Source organism: Paraburkholderia phosphatilytica, assembly GCF_003443895.1.
Classification (GTDB): domain Bacteria; phylum Pseudomonadota; class Gammaproteobacteria; order Burkholderiales; family Burkholderiaceae; genus Paraburkholderia; species Paraburkholderia phosphatilytica.
In genome coordinates this window covers 20878-42704 of record NZ_QQOA01000046.1, presented here as the reverse complement: position 1 = coordinate 42704, position 21827 = coordinate 20878, and the positions used below count along the sequence as shown (strand labels likewise).

The window sequence follows — 21827 nt, the reverse complement described above, 5'->3', positions numbered from 1 at the left end:
CAGCTCGAATCGAGCCGGTGCTGGTCCACATTATCTAGAAAGGAGACATCGCAATGCCCCCCAGTTTCGTTCGCACGCTAAGGCACGGGCTCGCGCTCGCTGCCGCATTGACCGCCGTTCTGCAGATGCAGTCGATCGCTCGCGCAGAGGACGCGTGGCCTGCCCAGCCCGTCCGGATCATCGTTCCCTTCACGGCGGGTGGTTCGACCGATGTGCTGGCCCGCGCGCTTGGCCAGGGACTGGGGACGCTATGGAAGCAGTCCGTGGTGATCGACAATCGTCCTGGCGCGGGTGGCATGATCGGCGCGGAGGTCGAGGCGAAGTCTGCACCCGACGGTTATACGTTGATGCTGGCTTCGGGAAGCATGTTGACGGTGAACCAGTTCATTTATAAAAAGCTGCCTTACTCGGACAAAGACTTTAGCGACATCACGACGGTCGCGAGTAATCCGATGGTCGTTGCGGTTGCGCCATCGCTGCCCATCTCGAACCTCAAGCAGCTGATCGAATACGGGAAGACGCAGCATCCGAAGCTGAACTTCGGCTCCGCCGGCATCGGCAGTCAGGTTCACATGGCCGACGAAGCGTTCGCGGGCGCCGCGGGTATTCCGATGGTTCACGTGCCGTACAAGGGCGAAGTGCTTGCGCTGAATGACCTGATGGCGGACCGCGTACAGGTTGTGTTGCCCAATATCGCCGCGGCGATGCCCTTCATGAAGGGCAAGACGATCAAGGTGCTCGCTGTGACCGGGGACCATCGCTCGAACGCGTGGCCCGACATTCCCACCGTGAGTGAAGCCGGGCTGCCCGGTTTCAACGTGACGGGCTGGTTCGCGCTCGTGGCGCCGGCCGGTACGCCCGCGAACGTCATCAGCAAGATCCAGCAGGACACCGTCAAGGTGCTGTCGCAACCGGACACGCGCCAACACCTGGCGGTGCTCGGTATGGACCCGGTGGGCGATACGCCGCAGCAGCTTCAGAGCAGGATAACGACGGAATCGGCGAAATGGCAAAAGGTCGTCAGCACCAGTCACATCAGTGCAAATTGAGCTGCAAGGCTAGCGGAGCCAACTGGCTGGCATGATATAAAAAATACCGGTTTGACCTTCTGATCGTCGACTTTCGCTTTTGTTAAGCCCGCCGGATGCAATGTCCTGGCGGGTTTTTTATTTCATCGACCGATCTTTGATGCCGCGTTGCGAACGCGGCGGCGCTGCCTGCCTGCGTTAGCGCAAGACTGAACGACGTTCGACATCCGCCTTAAGATCGTGGATGTCGTCGTGCAACTCGAGCATCCACCGTGCTGCGGCGGCGAGCTGGCGTTGAATTCGCTGGAATGTATCGAAGGGCGTGTGGACGGGCGAGGAGGGGGTATTCACGTGCGTTCGGGTTTTCAGTTAAGTAGCAACCCGTATTGTACTGGCATTGCGCCGAACAGGCGATCGTGCGCTAGCGACACAATGGCCTGCTTACAACAGTTTTGAAGCGGTTTTACGCTAGCTGGACCGACGGCGCCGCTTAGGCAAGCTTAGGCGCGCTTAGGCAGATCGCGGGCTGCCGTTCTTGCTGTCGCCCCTTTTAATCGCCACTCGTCCGGGGCATTTCGGCTCGCGTCCCGGCCGGACGCACGCGATCCGTCCTGTTCGCGCGCCGGCGGTTCCGGTGTGCCGACAGCGTGACCATCACGACAAGCAGCAGCGATGCGATGAGGAACCCGCAACTGATCGGCCGATCGACAAAAATGAACATATTTCCGTGCGAAATGAGCAGCGCGCGGCGAAAGTTCTCTTCGATCATCGGTCCCAGAACGAAGCCGAGCAGGATGGGCGCAACCGAAAATCCAAGGTAGTTGAAGACAGTGCCGATAACGCCGAACGCCAGCACTTGCCACACCTCGAAAAGGCTGTTCTGCGTGCTGAACACACCGACGGCAATGAAGAACATCGCGGAAGGAAAGAGATAGCGGTACGGCAGCCTTAGCAGTTTGACCCATATGCCGATCATCGGCACGTTTAGCAAAACGAGAAGAATGTTCCCGATCCAGAAGCTTGCAATGAGTCCCCAGAAAATATCCGGATGGTCCGAAATGAGCTGGGGGCCAGGCGTAATGCCCTGAATGATGAGCGCGCCGAGAATCAGCGCCATGACTGGATCGCCCGGTATGCCGAGGCTCATCGTCGGTATGAAATCAACCTGTGTTTTCGAGTGCGATGATGCTTCGGGCGCCGCGACGCCGGCAATCACGCCGGTTCCGAACTTCTGTGGGTGCCTGGAGAGCTTGCGCTCGAGCGCGTAGGCGACGAACGTCGTGATCGTCGGGCCGGTACCCGGCATGGCGCCGAAAAGAGCACCCACGGCCGTCCCTCGGGCCATTGGCCAGAAGCTGGCTTTGAGCTCGTCGCGGGTCGGGCGCATGTCCTTGAAGCGCACGTCGAGCGACTTGTTCGATATCTGCATTCTGTTGACGTTGCAGAGGAAATCCGCCACGCCGAACAGGCCCATTGCGATGGCAACCAGTTCGAGCCCATCGTTCATGTCGGTCAGGCCAAAGGTGAAGCGGAACGTGCCCGTATTCACGTCGGTGCCGACCATGCCGCACAGCAGGCCGAAAAGCGTCATCGCAACGCCTTTTAGCGCCGAACCTCTCGACATCGTCGAACCCGCGAGAAGACCCAGCAACATGACCGAAAATATTTCCGAGGGGCCGAACTTGAATGCCATTGCCGTCAGCAATGGCGAAGCAAAGATCATCAGGATGATGCCGGTCGACGCTGCAAAGAATGAACTCAGCATCGTGATGCCAAGCGCCGCGCCGCCCCGGCCGGCCTTCGCCATGGGATACCCGTCGAGGCAGGTAATCGCATGGGGAGGATGAGAAGGAAGGTTGAGCAGAATGGCGCCGATCGCGCCGCCGTATTGCGATCCGTAGAAAATACCGGCGAGCATCAGGATGGCCGGCACAGGATGCATGACATAGGTCAGCGGCAGCAGGATGGAAATCGCCGAAAGTGCGCCCATGCCCGGCAGCACGCCCACCATGTTGCCCACGAGGACGCCGAAGAACGACCACATCAGGTTGGAGCCCTGAAGTGCAACCGAGAAGCCGTAAAAGAGGTCGTGCAAGGATTGGTCGATCATGTTGCTCACTATCCCCAGGCAAACGGCGCCAGCTGAAGCTTTAGCGCCCATGAGAAGACAACGAGGGCGATCGCGCACATGACGATCGACAACGCGGCTGCGCGAAACAGGGTATTGGTCCGGTCTCCGAGCGCGGAAATGAAGACGATCGCGAAGGTGGCGGGAAGCAGGCCGCCGTATTTGCCGATCAGGATGAAGGCCAGCGTGCCCGCGATAATGCAGACGGCGCCACGCAGGTCGGGCAGTCGGGAATGCGCATCCGCGGTATCTTGCGCGGGCTTGGGCAGATCCTTGGCCATCGTGGCGATCAGAACGCCGACAAACGCCAGAAGCGAGCCCACCGCTAGCGGAAAAAATCCAGCGCCCATGCTCGTCAGCGATCCAACGTCATAGGACACACCGGCGTACGCGGCGCTCAGGCCGATCACGACCATCAGTGCGCCGGCGTAGTAATCCTTGCTGAAAGAAAGTCTGCGGTTCAATGCACACCTCCGCCGCCTGAGCGATCGATATCCGCATCGAAGCCCGGCAAAGACGTGTGGCGGGCCAGTTCCGGCAACTTTGCCCGGACCCTGAATAGTCGGGAAAAGATAGCACTACGAATCGGATTTTGCTGTGTCACCGGCGCGCGCATATCGCCCGCTGATAGCGTTGCCGATCCGGCACAGTCATACAACTCATATGTATGAGCTGCAATGTAATGTGTTAGCCTCGGGTTTGCCATCAGGGAAAACATGGGTGTCTCCCATCGTTGAGCGCGAGAAGAAGAGAATCTTTCGTTCACGCCAAGAATTACTCACTGTTCGCCATGAAAGATGACGCGAATAATCCACCCGGCACCCATGAAACGCGGGAATCAAAACGTCTTGAACAGGAGATATCGCAATGTCGATCGCATGCCGCGGCGCTGACGCGTTGGTAGGGGCGTTGTCGAAAGCAGGTGTGAAGCACATCTTCACGCTGTCGGGCAACCACATCATGCCGGTATTCGACGCATGCATTGGCGCGGGAATCGAGCTGTTCCACACGCGCCATGAAGCTGCGGCCGTGCACATGGCGGACGCCTATGCACGGTTGACCGGCAAGGTCGGCGTAGCGTTGGTGACCGGCGGTCCAGGTCACGCGAACGCGGTGTCGGCGCTCTATACGGCTCAGATGGCGGAATCGCCGGTTCTGCTTCTCTCGGGGCATGCTCCGCACGATCAGTTGGGCATGGGCGCGTTCCAGGAAATGCGGCAGGCGGATCTCGCAGCGCCTCTGGTCAAGATGGCCGCCACCGCACAACATCCACATACCCTCGTCGATGAAGTTATTCAGGCGATACGCGTCGCGCAGTCCGGACGACCAGGGCCCGTTCATCTGAGCCTTCCGACCGACGTGCTGGAGGGCGCTTCTCACCTGCCCGAAGAAGTCGAAGCCGGGCACTTCCTGCCACCTGCGCAACTGCTCGATGCCGCAACAGCGACGCGCCTCGCCGCGAGCCTGACCAACGCGTCGCGCCCGTTGATCCTGGTTGGACCCGCGTGCATGGGCCGCGCGGGCCGCAAGCGGAGCGAAGCGCTGGCGGGGGCGCTCGGTATTCCGGTAGTCGGCATGGAGAGTCCCCGGGGAGTCAACGATCCGAGCCTGGGTGCCTTCGCCGAAGTCCTCGCGCAGGCCGACTGCGTGATGTTGCTGGGCAAGCGGCTGGATTTCACATTGGCGTTCGGCAAATCGCCTGCATTTGCGCGGGACTGTACTTTCCTGCAGATCGACCCGGAGCCGCACGAGATTGCACGTACCCGTCGCGCGGTGGGTGAACGGTTGAAAGGGACGGCTGTGGCGGATACGTTCCCGGCGCTCGACATGCTGGCCGCGGTGCGTGGCGACGTTGACACGTGCGATGAACGATGGGCGCGCGATGTGCAAGACGCGATCGCGTGGCGGCCCGATGAATGGCGCACGGCGTCTTCGTCGCTTGAAAAGCGTGTCCATCCGGTTCAGGCGCTCGCGCCGTTCCAGACGCTGCTGGACAGCCATCCCGATGCCATTTTCGTTTCCGATGGCGGCGAATTCGGGCAATGGGCGCAAGCTTGCCTGCGAGCGCCCAATCGCATCGTCAACGGCGTTGCCGGGGCAATTGGCGCCGCACTTCCGTTCGCGCTGGCGGCACGCGTTGCGCACCCAGACGCGCCCGTCGTTGCCGTGATGGGCGATGGCACGTTCGGATTTCATGCAGCCGAAATGGATACCGCCGTGCGCTATGGATTGCCCTTTATCGCCGTCGTGGGCAACGATGCGCGCTGGAACGCCGAGTACCAGATCCAGCTGCGAAGCTACGGCGCCGAACGGTTGATCGGTTGCGAGTTGCTGCCCACACGTTACGATCGTGTGACCGAGGCTTTCGGTGGATCAGGCGTGTTCGTCGAGCAGGCGGACGACGTGAGAGATGCGGTGGACCAGGCACACGCCGCGCAGCGATCGAAGCTGCCGGCATGCGTGAACATCATGATCGAAGGTGTTGCGGTGCCGTCCATCAGGGCCCGGGTGGCGTGAGCCTTTGATTCTGTAGTTATACGAATCAGCTGTTCCAGGACTCAACGTTGAGGACGATGCGCGCGACCGGGTTGTTGTCGGCGGTCTTCGGAAAGAACTTGATCTGGACGAACGTTGCGAGACCGAAGGCGACTACCGCGAGCGTTGCAGACGCCGCGATGCGGTTGATGTATTTCATGGTGACCTCTATTTAATGATGACGAAGCTGGCAGGGGCGCCAATCACCTTCAGCGGCAAGCGATGCGTTTGCCGATCGGGATTGGACTGCGAGAACAGGGGCGCCCCACAATTTGATGACCTCAATCATAAATTGTTTGTCAGCAGGCCGGACGCGACATGCGGTCGCCAGTGAACGCTTAATTGTTCGAGACGGTGTTGCCGTGGGCGTTTCAACGACGAGTCGACTTCTGGACGCTGCCGCTGAGATCGTGCGGGATCCAGGGGCTGGATCGGGTCAATTCGCGGCGATCCAACCGGCCCCGTTGGAACGACTCCTCCGAAATTCAGGATCGCGCTGCGCCCGTCTCGGGAGATATCGTTAGAATAGCGAACCAATCAAAATGCGCGTAACGAGGGGCGCGCAACTGCAAGCGGATCTTTGCAGTCGCTTCTGGTCCGGAGCCGCGCCTCAAGACCGTCTGTGCTCCTGCGGACCATCCGTGAGACACACGCTGCCCATCGCGGGCAACGCTTCAATTCGGTCGACCCGTCACGCGCTGCACCATCGCAAAGAGCACCGACATCTGCAAGCCGCTTTTGAGTGCGTAGTTCGGGTCGTATTGATTGGAATAACCCCACCAGTCGAAGCATGCGTTCGGGTTCGTGGGTTCTGGCGCAGATGACGCAATCGTGTCGGGATACACGACCACCAGATCGTTCGTATCGGCCCATTCATTGATACCCGCCTCGGTGACCCAGCGGTTTCCGATCAGCGAAGCCTCCTGCAGGCAGCCATGAAGGGCGAGCACGAGTCCGCACCTTTGCCCTTGCGCACATGCTTTGGGAACAAAAACGCTCCCCGTCGAGCTCATCGAAAGGTTGGGGGACGCGCCGAATTCGGTTTGATCGAATGAAGAAAGCGTACCCGACAGCTTTCCGTTGTTGCGCGGTTTCAATGAGCCAAGGAACATCGTCAGCCACGTTTTTACGGAGTCGTAGACTGCGCCATTTTCCGAGCAACGCACCATGTAGGGACTCCCGAGCGTGCCGCAGGCAAGTTCGCCGTCAGGCGATTCCCACCCGTGCTCGGCTGGAAAGGTATGGTCGAAACGAACGCGGGCCCCATAGTGCTGGTACTCCGAGTTCAGGTCGGCCATTTCGAGCGGATTGACCACTTCGTCCTGCGTGCCGGACCAGAGGTAAACGGGCTGCCGACGCAGGTTCGTCGCCGGGTCGATGGTGCCGAGGGCCGATTGCGTGTCGAGATACGCCTCGGATGCGGTCAGCGTGCTGTTGTACGACGCCTGATTCGTCGGTCACGTCAAGCCGCCGCAGTTCGTCAAGGCTGTCGCTGCCCCGCCGGCGCCCGCGCACCAGTACACGCCGCCAGCATAAACAGCGGCCCCTTTGAAGGTGGACGAGTGAGCAACGTGCATCTGCACCGCTGCGAAGCCGCCAGAAGAAATGCCGGCGACGAAGACCTTCGCGGGGTCGATCTGATAGCGCTGAAGTCGGCTGACCCTGGACGCATTCGAACTACTGTCTGCGGTGGCGCTTCCTGTTGCGGCTAACGACTTCGCCTCAGCGGATGCTTTCATTGCAACGGCATCCGTACTGGTCGAATCGCCACCACCGCACGCGGCGAGGCTGATCGTGAGCACAGCGGCCGACGCTAACCGTAAGCCCAACGTTGTCGTCATCATGGTCGTCTCCACGTCCACGTCAGAGCGCCCGTCTGACTGAGGCGGTCTCCGGTTCTACCTGGACACAGGGCATAACAAAACGCGAATAGATGATGCGGAGCGCTGCGCGCGGACATTCGCAGACTGAGCAAGAATTGCTCCCGGCATTCACTGACTGCTGTTTGCCGCCGATGGCGTCGTCACACAGCAAGCCGGGCCACGGCAGGCGTTGACGCATTCGGTGCGATCACCCGATGAATTGAAGCTCGTCGTCGTCATTGATGTATAGCTCACGCCAAGCGTTCGATTGAAGATATCGGTGACGCTTTCCGCGGGAGCTGTTTTTTGGCCGTACACGAAGATGGCATTCGGATGCGTCCGGGCGAACTCGATGCGACGTTGCAAGGCCTTGTCGGCGGCTTCGCGATCTGCCTGAGCCTGTTTGCGTCGTGCCTGATCGCGCGCCGTTGCGGAGTCGACCAGCTGGTGGTTGGGCGTGGCGAATTGCGTCGATGTATCGCAGTTGAGTATGACCGAACCGCATCCCTGTTTCGTGGAATCAACGGGAGCGATGCTTAGCGACGGAGCGTCCGCGACGGCGTTTGAAGCGGCGTCAGTCTGACCGGAACTGTCGTCGTTAGTCTGCCCCGGACATGACCCGACGAAGCCGAACGTTATCGCGATAGCGACGCACGCTAACGTGGCAGTAACTTTAATTTTCCTTACAGTATCGAGCATCCATCTGCCCTGCAAAGGAACGATAGTTTTTCGACTCGCGCAACCCGCCGTAGTTCGTGAATTTGTCACATGAGCGCAGTGGTCACGGCGTCGCGCTGGTCTGTGTGCGAAACCGGACAGAGCGTGTTTCGTAGACCGTATGGAGTCTTTTGCCGTTGCTAGCTTGATTCGCCGACTGCTAACGTCAGTGCATCCAGGACGGCCGCTACCGCAGGCCGTTTAGCAGTGCCCTTCGGCAACGCCACGAACACGCGCCGGTTCAGAACCGGATCGACTGGAATGACCGCGAAGCCTGGATCGTTCTCCACGTGCCTTAACCCAAGGCGTGGCAGCAACGCGACTGCGCCACCTGTTCTGACCATCTCGAGGGTCACGGCCATGTTGCGGCTGCTGGTGGTGACCTTCGGCGTAAAGCCCCCCGCATAACAGGCGTTCAGAATGAAGGTGTGGTAAGCGGCCGCGGACTGGTTCAACGCCCATCGCTCGTGCGCCAGATCCGATAACTGCACGGACCGTCTGCCTGCGAGCTTGTGGCCGGCGGCGACCACGACGTCGAAGTGATCGACGCAAAGCGGCCGGAATTCCAGCACATTGGCGAGCGCTTCCGCGCTGACCAGATCGTCCACGATCGCAAGATCCGTCTGTTTAGCTGCCGCTGCGCGTAACCCTTCCGATGGCTCGAGTTCCGTAAAGACGAGGCTCAATTGAGGATGCTCGTCGAGCAACATCTTGACGGCGAGCGGCACGATGCTGCTTGCCAGCGAGCCAAAGGCGGACATCCGCACTTCACCGCTGACCTCGACGTTAGCCGCGGCAACCTCGGCCTCGATCTCTTCCACCATTCCAAACAGGTCGGTTGCCCGTGCGACCAGGCGCCGCCCGGCCGGCGTCAGCTGCACGCCTCTGCCCGAGCGTTCGATCAGGACCGTCTGCAGTTCCTCCTCGAGCAGCGCCAGCTGTTTCGACACGGCAGGCCGCGTGAGATGGACCGCATCGGCGACCGCGGAGATGGTTCCGAGGACGGACAGTTCATGCAGCAGATGCAGGCGGCTGAGATTGAGCATGGCGACTCCATAACGTCGCGACGAATGGTAACCAATAGTTACGCATACCGTCAAAAAGTGTCGTCTTTTTTTTCTGTTTTTGTCTTCCTATAGTCATTTCACCGAGACGTGGAAGCGCGTGGATTTCGAGGAATTCCGCTTTGTCGCCAGAGGGTTAGCGACGCCTGCGTCGTCCGGGTGAACTAACTGGATCCGTTGGAGGAGACATCAATGAAGGTTGCATTTATCGGTGTGGGTCGCATGGGTAGCCGGATGGCCGCTCGCCTGGTCGAAGCGGGCCATCAGGTCCGCGTGTTCGATCCGAGCCGTGCTGCGATGGACGAACTCGCATCGAAAGGCGCCGTGGCAACGAAAAGCCCTGCCGACGCTGCGGTGGACGCCGAACGCATCCTGCTCAGCCTGCCGAGCCCAAAGACGCTGCGCGATGCGGTGACCGGCGCGGACGGGGTGCTGAAGACCGCCGCGGAAGGCGCGGTCATCGTGGACTTCAGCACGGTCGATCCGGCGACGACGAAGGAAATCGCCGCGGCTGCCGCGCAGAAGCATGTCGCCTTTCTGGACTCGCCGGTCAGCGGCGGCGTCGCCGGCGCTGAAAACGGCAAGCTCGTGTTGATGGTTGGCGGCCCGGCGCAGGTGATCGAACAGCTCAAGCCCATTTTCGACGTGCTCGCAGGCCGTGTCGTGCATTGCGGCGACACGGGCGCGGGCCAGTTGACCAAGCTCTCGCACAACCTGCTCACCGCGATCAACACGGTGGCGCTCGGCGAAGTGCTCACCGCGAGCGTAAAGGCCGGCGCGAAGCTCGACGTGCTGTGCGATGTGCTGAGCGCAGGGCTCGCCGGAAGCAAGATGCTCGACTACCTGCCGAAGACGCTGTTCACGGCCGAGCGTCCCGCGAACTTCGCGATCGACCTGATGCACAAGGACATCAAGCTCTGCCTCGACGAATTCTCGAACCTGCCGATGCCGCTCGGTCAGTTAGTCCTCCAGACCTATAACGCCGCACGCGCGAAGGGCCTTGGCGGCAAAGATTCGACCAGCGTCAACGAGCTCTACGAAGAACTGCTTGGCATCCGTCTGAGCCTGCCCGCAGCGTGATAACGCATTCAATACGAGGAATCACAGTGAACTCTCGCACCGATCATGTCGCTCCTGAAATCGTACTGCCGAAAGCGGGCATCACCGGCCTGCTGATCGACAACGAATGGCGCGTTCCTGCCAATGGCAACACGCTCGACATCGAAAATCCATCGCGCCGCGACAAGCTCGCCACCATCGGCGCAAGCGATGCCGAAGACGTGAAGGCGGCCGTCGCCGCGGCACGCAACGCGTTTCCGGCATGGCGCCGCCTCGCGTCGCGTGCTCGTGGCGCATTGCTGACGGAGCTGGGCAATCGCGTCACCGCTCACGCGGAGGAAATTGCCCGCGTGCTGGCTGCGGAAAGCGGCAACGCGCTGCGCACGCAAAGCCGCCCCGAAGTGCTGGGCGCGGCCGAAGTGCTGCGCTACTACGGCGGCGTCGTCGCAGAGCAGAAGGGCGAAACACTGCCGCTCGGCCCAGGCCTCTTCAGCTATTCGACGCGTGAGCCGCTCGGCGTGGTCGGCGCGATCATTCCATGGAATTCGCCGGTGGTGCTGGCCGCCGTGAAGATTGGTATGGCGCTCGGCACCGGCAATACGCTGGTGCTGAAGCCTGCCGAAGATGCGCCGCTCGCCGTGATCAAGATCGCCGAACTGGCAACCGGTCTCTTCCCCGCAGGCGTGTTCAACGTGGTGACGGGCACCGGCATCGACGCGGGTGCGCCGCTTGCCGCGCATCCCGATGTCGCGAAAGTATCGTTCACCGGCTCGCTCGAAGTGGGCAAGCTGGTCGGTCATGCGGTTGCCGACCGCATCGGCCACGCCACCCTGGAACTCGGCGGCAAGAGCCCATGCATCGTGTATCCGGATGCCGCGACGCCCGACTATGTCGATGCGACGGTGACCGGCATCATCAACGCAATGCGCTTTGCGCGTCAGGGACAGTCGTGCACGGCGGGATCGCGCCTGTACGTTCACAAGGACGTGTGGGACATCGTGATGACGAAGCTCGTCGCGAAGGTCAAGGAACTGAAGATCGGCGATTCGCTCGACGAATCGAACGACATCGGCGCGATCATCAACGCGGAGCGCTACTCGGAAGTGCGCGCGTTCATCAAGGAAGCGATCGACGCGGGCGCGACGGTGCTGACCGGTTCGCTGCCTCCCGCCGTCGAAGATGCGAAGGGCTTCTTCCCCGAGCCGGTGATTTTCGCGGGCGTGGACAACGGCTGGCGCGTGGCGCGCGAAGAGGTGTTCGGTCCGGTGCTGGTCGCGATTCCCTGGACCGACGAAGATGAAGTGATCCAGTGGGCGAACGACACCGTCTATGGTCTCGCCGCCTACGTCTTCACGAACGACATCACAACGGCACTAAAGGTCACCACGCAGATCGACGCGGGCTGGCTGCAGGTCAACCGCGCCGGCGGCCAGATTCCCGGCATGTCGTACGGAGGTGCGAAGCAGAGCGGCATCGGGGCCGAGTACTCGATCGAAGGCGCGCTCGAGGCCTACACCGCACGCAAAAGCGTGACGATCAACGTCTGACGGTCGTCACACACGAGACAGCCCGGCGAGTGGACCGGGCTGCCGCCAACCACACGAAGCAACGGTTTGGAGTGAGACATGAGTGCACATCTGGAAGCAACCACCAACGAGGTCGAGCGCGAATCGCGCTCCGCGTCGACACGAGCGGCGTTCAGCTCGTTCATCGGCACGACGGTGGAGTGGTACGACTACTTTCTGTACGGCACCGCCGCCGCACTGGTTTTTCCGAAGGTGTTTTTCAACGAGCTGACGCCGGAACTCGCCACGCTCGCATCGATGGCGTCGTTTGCCGTCGCGTTTATTCTGCGTCCGCTTGGCGGCATGGTGATCGGCCATTTCGGCGACCGCATCGGCCGCAAGAAAATGCTGATCTTCACGTTGCTCGTGATGGGGCTTTGTACGGCGGGGATCGGGTTTCTTCCGTCGTACAACGCGGTCGGCTACTGGAGTCCGGCGCTGTTGATTCTGCTGCGCATCGTGCAGGGTTTCGCGCTGGGCGGCGAGTGGGGCGGTGCCGCGCTGATGTCGGTCGAACATGCTCCTGAAGGACGGCGCGGGCTCTTCGGCGCAACCATGCAGATGGGTGTTCCCGCGGGTCTGCTCGTCTCCACCGGTGCGTTCGCGGTCGTCTCGAGTCTGCCCGACACGCAGTTCTTCGCGTGGGGATGGCGGCTGCCGTTCATCTTCAGCCTCGCGTTGCTCGCGGTCGGCATGTATATCCGGCTGCAGGTCAGCGAGCCGCCGAACTTCGAAAAGGTGAAAGCGTCCGGCAACGTTGCGCGCGTGCCGTTGCTCGAAGTCTGGCAGAACGAGAAGATGAAGACCCTCATCATGGTGTTCTTCCAGACCGCGGCAAACGTCGGCTACTTTCTGATCACCGTCTACGCGCTGACCTACATCACCACCACGTTGCACCTGCCACGCAGCGTAGCGTCGACCGGATTGCTGATCGCCGCGGCCGTCGATCTCGTCATGCAACCGGTGTTCGGCTGGCTCTCCGACAAGCTTGGCCGCAAGGTGGTCTACGGTTTTGGCGCGATCTTCTTCGCGGTCTACGCGTTTCCGATGTTCGCGCTGCTCGATACGGGCAACCCTGTGCTGATCACGATCGCGCTGTCGCTCGGTCTTGGCATCGGGCATGCATCGACCGGATCGTTGCATGGCGTGATTTACGCCGAGCAATATCCAACCCGCTACCGCTTCAGCGGATCGTCGACGGCCTATCAGTTGTCAGGGATCGTCTCAAGCGCGCCGACGCCGCTCATCGCTGCGTGGCTTGTCGCGCGCAGCGGCAATTCGATGGCGGTGTCCTGGTACGTGGTGGCCGCGGCCGTGATTTCGCTGATCTGCGTGCTGCTGGTGAAGGAGACCTTCCGTGAGCCGATCGACCGTTGAGCGTGGTCTCGCGATGACGCCCACGAACGACCAGATCACCGGCGAGCGCATCGACCGGTTGATGACCGTCGAGATCCGTCCGCTCGACGGCGGCCTGCCGGCCGGCTATGTCGTGCCGATGTACGAGGTCTGTCGCGCCTGGCACGGCGAGCCGCTGAGTTCGCTGGCGGCTCGCAGGCTGGCCGATACGCTGTCCCGCGGCGACGTCGTCCTCATCGGGACCGGCGCGGGTACGCCGCCGAAGCTGCCGCACGGCGAAACCGACGGGCCGGTCGGCGCCGCTGTGCTGGCGCGGGCGCTCGTGCTGGCGTTCGGCGTGCGTGTGGTGCTCGTGACCGAAGACGCGCACGTGGCGCCGGTTATGGCGGTTGCCGCGACGATCAATGCGGAGCTCGATACGAGCGCGGTTTCGACCGTCTGCTTTCCGCTCGGGCTCGAATCGGGCAAACAGGTGGCGCAGTCGTTGATGGACGAATACCGGCCGGCCGCCGTTGTGTTCGTCGAGCGTGACGGCCCGAATCGCGAAGGCTTTTTTCACGGCGTGCGCGGCGACTGCCGCAATCCCGACGACGTCGGGCATGTCTATCAGCTTGCCGAATGCGCGCGCAAACGTGGCGTGCTGACCATCGGGATTGGTGACGGTGGCAATGAAGTGGGCTTCGGCGCAGTGCGCGACTCGATCACGGCGGTGCATCCGTACGGAGGCAGATCGCTTGCCGGCCATGCGTCAGGCGTGGTGACGGTCACGGCGACGGACGTGGTGGTCAGCGCGTCCGTGTCGAACTGGGGCGCTTACGCGGTAGCGGCTGCACTGGCCGCGCGCCTTCGCAATGCCGATCTGCTGCACAGCTCGAAGCTCGACCATGAGCTCATTGCGGCGACGGTACGCGCGGGCGCGCGAGACGGCGCCACCTCAAGAGCCGACGTGGCCGTAGACGGCATCGGCTGGCAAGGTCATGCCGCGTTTGTGGAACTGCTTCGCAGCGTCGTCAACGTATCGCTATGAATGGCGCGCGATAACCCCATTGAACTCTCGCAGCAGCACCTCATTCAATGCAGAGGAATTTCTTATGAGCGAAGTCAGGCAGGCGGGCAACTCGGACGCGCCCGCTCAGCACGTAGTCAGGACCGACAGCTTCGGCAATCCGATCGACCCGACGGTGGGCTTCGCACGCGGCACCATCATCCGCTCGAGCGTCGACGAAGCGCTGCGCTTGCGACAAGGTCAAGCCATCGCAGCGCAGCGCGTCAAGCTGTTTGGCGCGCAATCGATCGGCGTGTTCACCGGCAACCAGCGCGACTTTCCGGTGAGTGCGGACGACATTGGAACACTCTGCGAAGAGTGGGTTGGTCCCGGCCTCGCCGCGGAGGAATTGCGCGAGGTCGCGATCGGCCATATGGGCGGACGCGGTACCGACGCAGTGGCGACGTTCAACCGGACGAGCGCCGGCATCATCGCGACGATTGGCGCGCTGGCAGGTGGGCGATCCATTGTCTCCGTGGTGCCGCCCGGCGGACGCTCGCATGCGTCGGTTATACGCGGCGCGAAGATCGCGGGCGTGAGCGTTCACGAGATTCAGGGCGACAAGGAATGGCTCAAGGTCATCGAGACGCATCGACCCGCACTGGTGGTCGTCACGACGGTGACCAGCAGTCTCGAGCGGCTCGATGATCACGTCACACAGGAAGTCGTTCAGCACGCGCACGCGCTGGGCGCGAAAGTGTTGCTGGACGAAGCGTACGGCGCGCGTCTGCGCACCGTACTGCACGGTGGACAGTTGAGCCTTCAGCTCGGCGCCGATCTGTCGATCACGAACTGTGACAAGGCGGGCCTCTCCGGACCGCGAGCGGGCGTGCTCGTCGGGCGTGCGGAACTGGTGACGGCAGCCGCCGCGAAGGGAGCGGAGTTCGGCATGGAAGCCCGCGCGCCGATCGCGGCCGCCGTGCTGCGCTCGCTCCAGAAGTATCAGCCGGACGACCTGCGCAAGGAGTCGGCGGCGGGGCAGCAGCTCGCTGCGATTCTCGAGGCGAAACTCGGCAGGCAACTCGTGCAGCGCAGCGATCTCGGCCCGATGATCGATGAGGACGCGGTGCTGTGCGTGCTGCTGAAGCTGGCCGGAGACGAGCACGCGCAGCCTGTCGTCGTGCCATGTGAAGCGACGTCGGCGCTTGGCATGGTGCTGCTGAACGACTACGGCATCCTGACCGTCAACACGCATGGGCAGCCCGGTGCACGGGTGTCGTTGCGCCTGAAGCCAACGCTCGACGCATTGGACCGCGTCGGTGGATTCGACGCGGTGGTTGCAGCGGTTTTGCTGTCGCTCGACAAGGTAGCGAAGATGATTGGCGACCGCGATGCGATCCGGCAACTTGTCCTGGGGGATTGATCATGGCTGAACACACCTTCAGCGCAATCGACGATCGTCTCGATGCACTGGTGTCGCTGGATCTTGGCGGTCGCGGAGTCGAACATCTCCATCGCGCGGCACGCGAACGCCAGCGCTCGTCGCTCGTCGGCGCGGCTGCGGATGCACTGGCCGCGATTCCTGAACGTGCGAACGTGTTTGTGACGACAGGCTCGGTATCGCGCGCGTGGGTCTCGCCGACGATTGGCGAGAACGATGGTCCGGCCGGTCTTGCGGCTATCGTCAGAGCGCTGTCCCTCGCGAAGAAGGCGCTCTGTATCGCGTTCGTCGAAGCGACGCTGATCGAGACCACTTCCGCGATTCTGACCAGCGCCGGTCTCACTGTGCTGCCCTACGAGCAGGCGAAGATCGCACGCGATGACGGAAGTCTCGCGGTGGTGTGCGTCGAGCCTTTTCCACTCGATGAGGCGAGCGCCAAAGAGACGTCGAAGGTTCTCATCGACCGTTACCGCCCAGCGCTGTTCTTTTCGACCGAACGCGTAGGGCGCAACGTGGACGGCATCTACTGCAGCATGCGCGGCATCGACTACGGAATGGGCCGGGCCCGGATCGACTTTCTGTTCGACGAAGCGATCGCGCGGAAGATTCCCACTGTGGCGGTCGGCGATGGTGGCAACGAGATCGGGATGGGCGTCGTAGCAGAAGCTGTCCGCAAGCATGTGAAGTTCGGCGATCAGCGTCCCGATGGCAGCGCCGGCATCGGCGCCGTGACGGAAACCGACGTACTGGTGACAGCGGCCTGCTCGAACTGGGGTTGCTATGCGATTGCCGGAGCATTCGCGGTCAGGATGGGCAAGCCCGCGCTCGCGCACAGTCCGGCGCGCGAGGCCGCGCTGCTGAGGCGGGGCGTCGATGTTGGCCTCATCAATTCGGTGGCGAACGTGATCGACGGGAACGTCGACGGCATACCCGAGGCGACTCATCTGGCAATCGTGCAACTGATCTCGACGATCATCGAGCCTGCATTCAGGTAGCGCTCCGATGGCAGTACGTTCGCGCGTGCGTGGCAAACGTGCGTGGCAAACGTGCATGAGCAGCCGGCGGGTTCCCCCGCCGGCAGTCGAGCATCCGGCCTATCCGCCTGCGCGGCGGTACCTGTCCAGTCAGCCCCAGCCGATGACCTCACTGAGTTCCGCGTTGGTGAGCGCCTTGCCGTCCCAGTTCCAGGAACCATCGACGGTGTGCACCGCATTCGAATAGATGTGGTTCTTCGGCTGGCGGCCGCCTGAAAGCTCGTGGACGATCTCGGTGGCTTCGGCGAAGAATTCCTGCTGCACCTTGCGGTCCGCGAGCGCGAAGGACGGCACCTTCCACTCGATCCAAGCTCCAGCGAACTCCTTTCCTCCGGAGAACGTGGACGAGCGCGGCAGGACGTGAACCTGCGCGATCACATTGGGCGCCATGGCCTTGTTATCTGCCAGACCGTGGTGTCTGAGGAAGGCTTCCGTAATGCGGGCGACTGCCTGGGACTCCGAGCCTTTGGGAAGAACGCCTTCGGTGAAAGTGAGCGTGAGAGGCATTGCGGTGACTCCTGCAAGATCCTGCAAAAGGGTTGAAGCCGCATCGGACGAAGCGGCACGGCCATTCGCATAACGACCGTTATCCCAATTTACATAACGATCGTTATGCGGTCAAGTACAATATCGACTGGCAGATCGATTGGGGAATTCGTCACATGTCCAGGACGGAACAGAAAGAGGTCACGCGGCGGCGCATTCTCGAGGCGGCCGGCCGCGGCTTCCGTAAAGGCGGCTTCGGCGGCGTGGGCGTGGATGGCCTGGCACGCGAGGCCGGTGTGACTTCGGGCGCCTTTTACGTGCACTTCGATTCCAAGGCGACGGCGTTTCGGCAGGCCGTCGTCGAAGGTGTCTCGGATGTCGTCGACGCGCTTCATGCGCTGCAGACGGAACGTCCGGATGAGTGGTGGCCGGCTTTTGTCGCGTTCTATGTGGGGGAGCGGCGCAAGTGCGATCTGGCTGAGAGCTGCGGACTGCAGAGCCTCGCTCCCGAGGTTGCCCGAGCCGACGCGGAGTCCAGGTCCGTCTTCGAGGCGGAGCTTCGCAAGGTCGCGTCCGCCATCGCGTCCGGACCGCCGTGCGTGGATGCTCCGACGACAATCGATGGTGCGTATGCGGCTTTGGCCGCCCTGATCGGCGCGGTGACGCTCGCTCGCGCCGTTCCGGATTCAGCGCTTGCTGACCAGATCGCGGCAGCGACCCGTCGCCAGTTGAATCCATCGTGCGCTGAGGCGGAGGGCAAGAGGAAGGGACGGGCGGCCTCGGCTAGAGCGCCTCGGTAGTCGGGGCGATATCCGCCTAAGGACCCAACGGTCCATCGAGTTATCGTAATATCCGTTCAGATATAACGGGGCGAATGCCTCCCGGTGATGCCGTTCGTTCACAAAAGCTGTGAACGCCCATCCCGGCAGGGCGCCGATTCATACGTGATGCCGTCCGTTTCATGAGTTGTTGTCATGGGACAGGTGCCGGCTCCAAACCGCAGGTTTGCACGATGTTCATCCGTCAACTGAACTACCTGATCACACTGGCAAGAGAGCAGCATTTCGCGCGCGCCGCGGAGCGCTGCAACGTCACGCAGCCGGCGCTATCGTCGGCGATACGCAACCTCGAAACGGAGCTCGGCCTAGTGATCGTCCGGCGCGATCGCCGTTTTCTCGGGTTCACCGAGGAGGGCGAGCGGGTTCTGGGGTGGGCTCGCCAGACCATCGCTGCGCTGGACCATATGCGGCAGGATGCCTCGACCGCCCGGGTGCTGACCGGCACGATCAGGATCGGTGTCATTCCCACCACGATACCCATTGTCGGATCGCTGGTTGCACCCTGTTGCGAACAGCACCCGATGATCCGCTATTCGGTGCGTTCGCTGAGTTCAGCTGCCATCCTCCGGCAGCTCGACGACTACGAACTCGACATTGGCTTCACCTATCTGGACGATGACACGCAGGCGGGGTTCGAAGTGCTTCCGCTGTACCGCGAGCGCTACGTCCTGACGTCCCCCAAAGGCTCGGGGGAAGGAGCGTGTCTGGGTGTTCGTCGCTGGAACGCGGTTGGGGCATTGCAGTTCGGCCTTCTCGATTCCTCCATGCAGAACCGCCAGGTCATCAACGCCGCATTCAGGCGCGCAGGAGTTCAGCCCAAAGTCGTTCTCGAGGCCGACTCGCTGCTGACGCTGATTTCGAACGTGCGGCACGCCCAGCTCCACACCGTGCTGCCACATAGCGTTCTGAGCGTGATGGACCATACCGATCAGGTCGCAGTGACTTCGCTCGAGCCGGAACTGACGCGGGAGATCGGCCTTATCACCCGCGATCTTCCATCCCGGCCGCCACTCGTCTCCGCGCTGTGGGAGGTGGCGAAACACCTCGATTTGCAGGAGAGTTTCGATACGTTCCTGGATCGATCTCAAGCGGTTGCGCGTGCATCGATGAACGCTTGATAAGCCGAATTTACCAGCCGATACGTCGAAACGATTAGACCTTCACCACGTCCCTGATCAACACTCTGTGCGGTCGATCGGTCGCAGGCAGCGCGATCGTACCCGGGTTGCGCATGGCACCCGGTTCCCATTCCTTCAGAGCGGAGACAGATATCGTGGCAAAAATCGTTTGTGTGTTGTACGACGATCCGGTCAATGGCATGCCGAAGCAATATGCCCGCGACACCATTCCGGAAATCGCGCGCTATCCCGATGGACAGACCGCGCCGACGCCCAGGGCGATCGATTTCACGCCGGGCCATCTGCTGGGTTGCGTGTCGGGCGAACTGGGCCTGCGCAAATATCTCGAATCGAAGGACCAGCAACTGGTCGTGACGTCCAGCAAAGACGGCGCCGACAGCGTTCTCGACCGCGAACTGCATGACGCCGAAATCGTCATCTCGCAGCCGTTCTGGCCCGCGTACATGACTGCCGAGCGTATCGCGAAGGCGCCCAAGCTCAAGATGATCGTCACGGCGGGCATCGGTTCGGACCACACCGATCTGCAGGCTGCGATGGATCGAGGCATCACGGTTGCAGAGGTCACCTACTGCAACAGCAATAGCGTGGCTGAGCACGTCGTGATGACGACGCTTGCGCTGGTTCGCAACTATATTCCGTCCCATAACTGGGCCAACGAGGGCGGCTGGAACATCGCCGATTGCGTCGAACGTTCTTACGACATCGAAGGCATGCACGTGGGCACCGTTGCCGCCGGTCGTATCGGACTGCGCGTCCTGCGGCTGCTCAAGCCGTTCGACATGAAACTGCACTATCTCGATCGCCATCGCCTGCCGGAATCGGTGGAGAAGGAACTCAATCTCACGCACCACACGAGCCTCGAGAGCCTGACGAAGGTGTGTGACGTCGTGACGCTGAACTGTCCGCTGCACCCCGAAACCGAACACATGATCAACGCCGACACGCTGAAGAATTTCAAGCGCGGCGCGTACCTGATCAATACGGCACGCGGCAAGCTGTGCGATCGCGATGCAATCGTCGATGCGCTGAAAAGCGGTCAGCTCGCTGGCTATGGCGGCGATGTGTGGTTCCCGCAACCCGCGCCGGCGGACCACCCGTGGCGTAGCATGCCGCATCAGGGGATGACGCCGCACATCTCGGGCACCAGCCTCTCGGCACAGGCCCGGTACGCCGCAGGTACGCGCGAAATCCTCGAGTGCTATTTCGAAGGACGTCCGATCCGCGACGAATACCTGATCGTGCAAGGCGGCAAGCTCGCGGGCGTCGGCGCGCACTCGTACAGCGCGGGCAACGCGACGAAGGGTTCGGAAGAAGCGGCGCGCTTCAAGAAGGCCTGACACCTATGACGACCCCGTCCGCCGCTCCTGCTGGCGCCAACGGGGCCTCGACGTGGCGCGCCCAGGCCGGCAGCATCCTGCTTGCCGGTCTGGGCGCGTTCATCGGCCTGGCTCTCGTGGGCATGCTGGCACAGAAGACGTCGCAACCATGGATTCTCGGCTCGTTTGGGGCCACCTGTGTGCTGCTGTTCGGCTTTCCTTCCAGTCCGTTCTCCCAACCGCGGAACATCATCGGAGGACACGTTCTGACGTCTTTGACGGGCCTGCTGTGCCTGCATCTGTTCGGCCCGGGGTATCTGCCCATGGCTGCGGCGGCCGCATGCGCACTGATGCTGATGATGCTCACGCGTACCGTTCACCCGCCGGCTGGCAGCAACCCCGTCATCATCTTCGCCGCTCAACCTGGCTGGTCTTTTCTGGTGTTGCCGACGATGTCTGGAGCGGTCGCGCTGGTTGCGATCGGCTGGGTCTACTGGACAGCAGTGAGACGAGGCTCATGGCCTCAGCGATGGAACTGACGTCGCGATAGAAACACAGGATATCGAAGTATTGCCGCCTTACAGTGTTCCGTCCGGCGCTCATGCATCCGCGCCGATGGCCAACTAACCCGCTCCCCGCATATCCTTGATGTGCTGATAGACCGTTGCGCGTCCCATTCCCAGCACGTTGGCCACGTAATTGACCGCGCTCTTGCCTTTGAACGCGCCTTCCGCCCACAACGCTTCCACGACTTCACGGCGGTGATCGCGCGTCAGCGCATTCAGCGCCAGTTGCCGTTGTTGCAGCCATGCGTGCAGGAAGGTGTTGATCCGCTCCTGCCAGTCGTCCTTGAACAGCTCTTCAGGCTGCTTCACGATGCCTGCGCCCGACACGATGCGATCGATCACGTGCTTCACGTCGTCGAACACCGCGATGTTGTAGTTGATGCACATCACGCCAACCGCGACTCCTTCATCGTCGAACAGCACCGTACTGACGCAGCGCATGCGTCTGCCGTCCCAGTTGATCTTTTCGTAAGGGCCGACCGTCCCTGCCTGCGCGGAATGGTCGAGATCTTCCAGTGCGGCGTCGTCGCCGATTTCCCGCTTGGACAGGTTGTTCGCGATGTACGCGATCGTCTGGCTGCGCAGGTCGTGAATGACGACCTCGACGTAGGGGAAGAACAGCAGCGCGATACCGTCGGCAACGCGGCTGTACCGTTCGAGCAGCAGCCGGCGTGCAGCTGAGACCTTGGTTTTTCGCATGGGATCAA

At 62.0% G+C, this 21827-nt stretch carries 22 protein-coding genes; 12 read left to right on the top strand and 10 right to left on the bottom strand.

Annotated elements, in window-relative coordinates:
* Positions 1–53 precede the first annotated feature (53 nt).
* Positions 54–1049, top strand: coding sequence for a tripartite tricarboxylate transporter substrate binding protein (locus DVS29_RS31495; protein ID WP_118184445.1), 996 nt, complete (start codon positions 54–56; stop codon positions 1047–1049).
* Positions 1050–1578: 529 nt separating this feature from the next.
* On the opposite strand, the gene DVS29_RS31490 is transcribed toward DVS29_RS31495, so the two are convergent.
* From DVS29_RS31490 to DVS29_RS37075, 3 genes are read right to left on the bottom strand one after another with little or no spacing between them, the layout of a single operon-like run.
* Entirely contained in the window at positions 1579–3138 is a 1560-nt protein-coding gene (locus DVS29_RS31490) for a tripartite tricarboxylate transporter permease (protein ID WP_118184459.1), read from the bottom strand.
* Between the two features lie 8 nt (positions 3139–3146).
* The gene (locus DVS29_RS31485; RefSeq protein WP_118184458.1) at positions 3147–3572 is read right to left on the bottom strand and encodes a tripartite tricarboxylate transporter TctB family protein; all 426 of its coding nucleotides are present in this window, start codon (positions 3570–3572) and stop codon (positions 3147–3149) included.
* Positions 3573–3616: 44 nt separating this feature from the next.
* Positions 3617–3874, bottom strand: a complete 258-nt coding sequence (locus DVS29_RS37075) for a hypothetical protein (RefSeq protein ID WP_124800741.1) — start codon at positions 3872–3874, stop codon at positions 3617–3619.
* 149 nt (positions 3875–4023) lie between these two features.
* On the opposite strand from DVS29_RS37075, the gene DVS29_RS31480 reads away from it, so the two are divergent.
* On the top strand, positions 4024–5673 hold the full coding sequence (locus DVS29_RS31480) for a thiamine pyrophosphate-binding protein (RefSeq protein WP_118184444.1): 1650 nt from the start codon (positions 4024–4026) through the stop codon (positions 5671–5673).
* Between the two features lie 25 nt (positions 5674–5698).
* On the opposite strand, the gene DVS29_RS37485 is transcribed toward DVS29_RS31480, so the two are convergent.
* From DVS29_RS37485 to DVS29_RS31470, 5 genes are all read right to left on the bottom strand, one after another.
* Positions 5699–5851, bottom strand: coding sequence for a hypothetical protein (locus DVS29_RS37485; RefSeq protein WP_164708032.1), 153 nt, complete (start codon positions 5849–5851; stop codon positions 5699–5701).
* A 514-nt stretch (positions 5852–6365) separates the two neighbouring features.
* Positions 6366–7007 (bottom strand): alpha/beta hydrolase family protein, encoded by a 642-nt coding sequence (locus DVS29_RS38020; protein ID WP_240655899.1) that lies wholly within the window; start codon positions 7005–7007, stop codon positions 6366–6368.
* A gap of 141 nt (positions 7008–7148) precedes the next feature.
* Entirely contained in the window at positions 7149–7535 is a 387-nt protein-coding gene (locus DVS29_RS38015) for a hypothetical protein (protein WP_240655897.1), read from the bottom strand.
* 147 nt (positions 7536–7682) lie between these two features.
* Positions 7683–8252, bottom strand: coding sequence for a hypothetical protein (locus DVS29_RS37070; protein WP_124800740.1), 570 nt, complete (start codon positions 8250–8252; stop codon positions 7683–7685).
* A 158-nt stretch (positions 8253–8410) separates the two neighbouring features.
* Positions 8411–9316: a LysR family transcriptional regulator gene (locus DVS29_RS31470; protein WP_118184443.1), complete on the bottom strand. Its 906-nt coding sequence runs from the start codon at positions 9314–9316 to the stop codon at positions 8411–8413.
* 210 nt (positions 9317–9526) lie between these two features.
* On the opposite strand from DVS29_RS31470, the gene DVS29_RS31465 reads away from it, so the two are divergent.
* The 6 genes from DVS29_RS31465 to DVS29_RS31440 all read left to right on the top strand — a co-directional run bounded on the left by DVS29_RS31465 (position 9527) and on the right by DVS29_RS31440 (position 16735).
* Entirely contained in the window at positions 9527–10414 is an 888-nt protein-coding gene (locus DVS29_RS31465; RefSeq protein ID WP_118184442.1) for an NAD(P)-dependent oxidoreductase, read from the top strand.
* A 26-nt stretch (positions 10415–10440) separates the two neighbouring features.
* A complete protein-coding gene (locus DVS29_RS31460; protein ID WP_205962552.1) occupies positions 10441–11940 on the top strand; it encodes an aldehyde dehydrogenase family protein in 1500 nt (499 codons plus the stop codon).
* Positions 11941–12018: 78 nt separating this feature from the next.
* The gene (locus DVS29_RS31455) at positions 12019–13335 is read left to right on the top strand and encodes an MFS transporter (RefSeq protein ID WP_118184441.1); all 1317 of its coding nucleotides are present in this window, start codon (positions 12019–12021) and stop codon (positions 13333–13335) included.
* Positions 13316–14341 (top strand): glutamate cyclase domain-containing protein, encoded by a 1026-nt coding sequence (locus DVS29_RS31450; RefSeq protein WP_124800739.1) that lies wholly within the window; start codon positions 13316–13318, stop codon positions 14339–14341. Before DVS29_RS31455 ends, DVS29_RS31450 begins: the two co-directional genes overlap by 20 nt.
* Positions 14342–14405: 64 nt before the next feature.
* Positions 14406–15722 carry an aminotransferase class I/II-fold pyridoxal phosphate-dependent enzyme gene (locus DVS29_RS31445; protein ID WP_118184439.1) on the top strand — a complete coding sequence of 439 codons (1317 nt, stop codon included), beginning with the start codon at positions 14406–14408 and terminating at the stop codon, positions 15720–15722.
* A gap of 2 nt (positions 15723–15724) precedes the next feature.
* Positions 15725–16735, top strand: a complete 1011-nt coding sequence (locus tag DVS29_RS31440) for a glutamate cyclase domain-containing protein (protein WP_118184438.1) — start codon at positions 15725–15727, stop codon at positions 16733–16735.
* A gap of 129 nt (positions 16736–16864) precedes the next feature.
* On the opposite strand, the gene DVS29_RS31435 is transcribed toward DVS29_RS31440, so the two are convergent.
* Positions 16865–17281 (bottom strand): 4-oxalocrotonate tautomerase, encoded by a 417-nt coding sequence (locus DVS29_RS31435; RefSeq protein ID WP_118184437.1) that lies wholly within the window; start codon positions 17279–17281, stop codon positions 16865–16867.
* Positions 17282–17313: 32 nt separating this feature from the next.
* Between DVS29_RS31435 and DVS29_RS31430 the strand changes: the two genes are divergently transcribed.
* From DVS29_RS31430 to DVS29_RS31415, 4 genes are all read left to right on the top strand, one after another.
* On the top strand, positions 17314–18060 hold the full coding sequence (locus tag DVS29_RS31430) for a TetR/AcrR family transcriptional regulator (protein ID WP_240655894.1): 747 nt from the start codon (positions 17314–17316) through the stop codon (positions 18058–18060).
* A 212-nt stretch (positions 18061–18272) separates the two neighbouring features.
* Positions 18273–19217 carry a LysR family transcriptional regulator gene (locus tag DVS29_RS31425; RefSeq protein ID WP_118184435.1) on the top strand — a complete coding sequence of 315 codons (945 nt, stop codon included), beginning with the start codon at positions 18273–18275 and terminating at the stop codon, positions 19215–19217.
* A 155-nt stretch (positions 19218–19372) separates the two neighbouring features.
* Positions 19373–20575 carry an NAD-dependent formate dehydrogenase gene (locus DVS29_RS31420; RefSeq protein WP_118184434.1) on the top strand — a complete coding sequence of 401 codons (1203 nt, stop codon included), beginning with the start codon at positions 19373–19375 and terminating at the stop codon, positions 20573–20575.
* 5 nt (positions 20576–20580) lie between these two features.
* On the top strand, positions 20581–21093 hold the full coding sequence (locus DVS29_RS31415; protein ID WP_118184433.1) for an HPP family protein: 513 nt from the start codon (positions 20581–20583) through the stop codon (positions 21091–21093).
* A gap of 84 nt (positions 21094–21177) precedes the next feature.
* Here DVS29_RS31415 and DVS29_RS31410 read toward each other — a convergent pair whose 3' ends face one another.
* Complete coding sequence (locus DVS29_RS31410) at positions 21178–21819, bottom strand: helix-turn-helix transcriptional regulator (protein ID WP_118184432.1); 642 nt, start codon at positions 21817–21819, stop codon at positions 21178–21180.
* Positions 21820–21827: the final 8 nt, after the last annotated feature.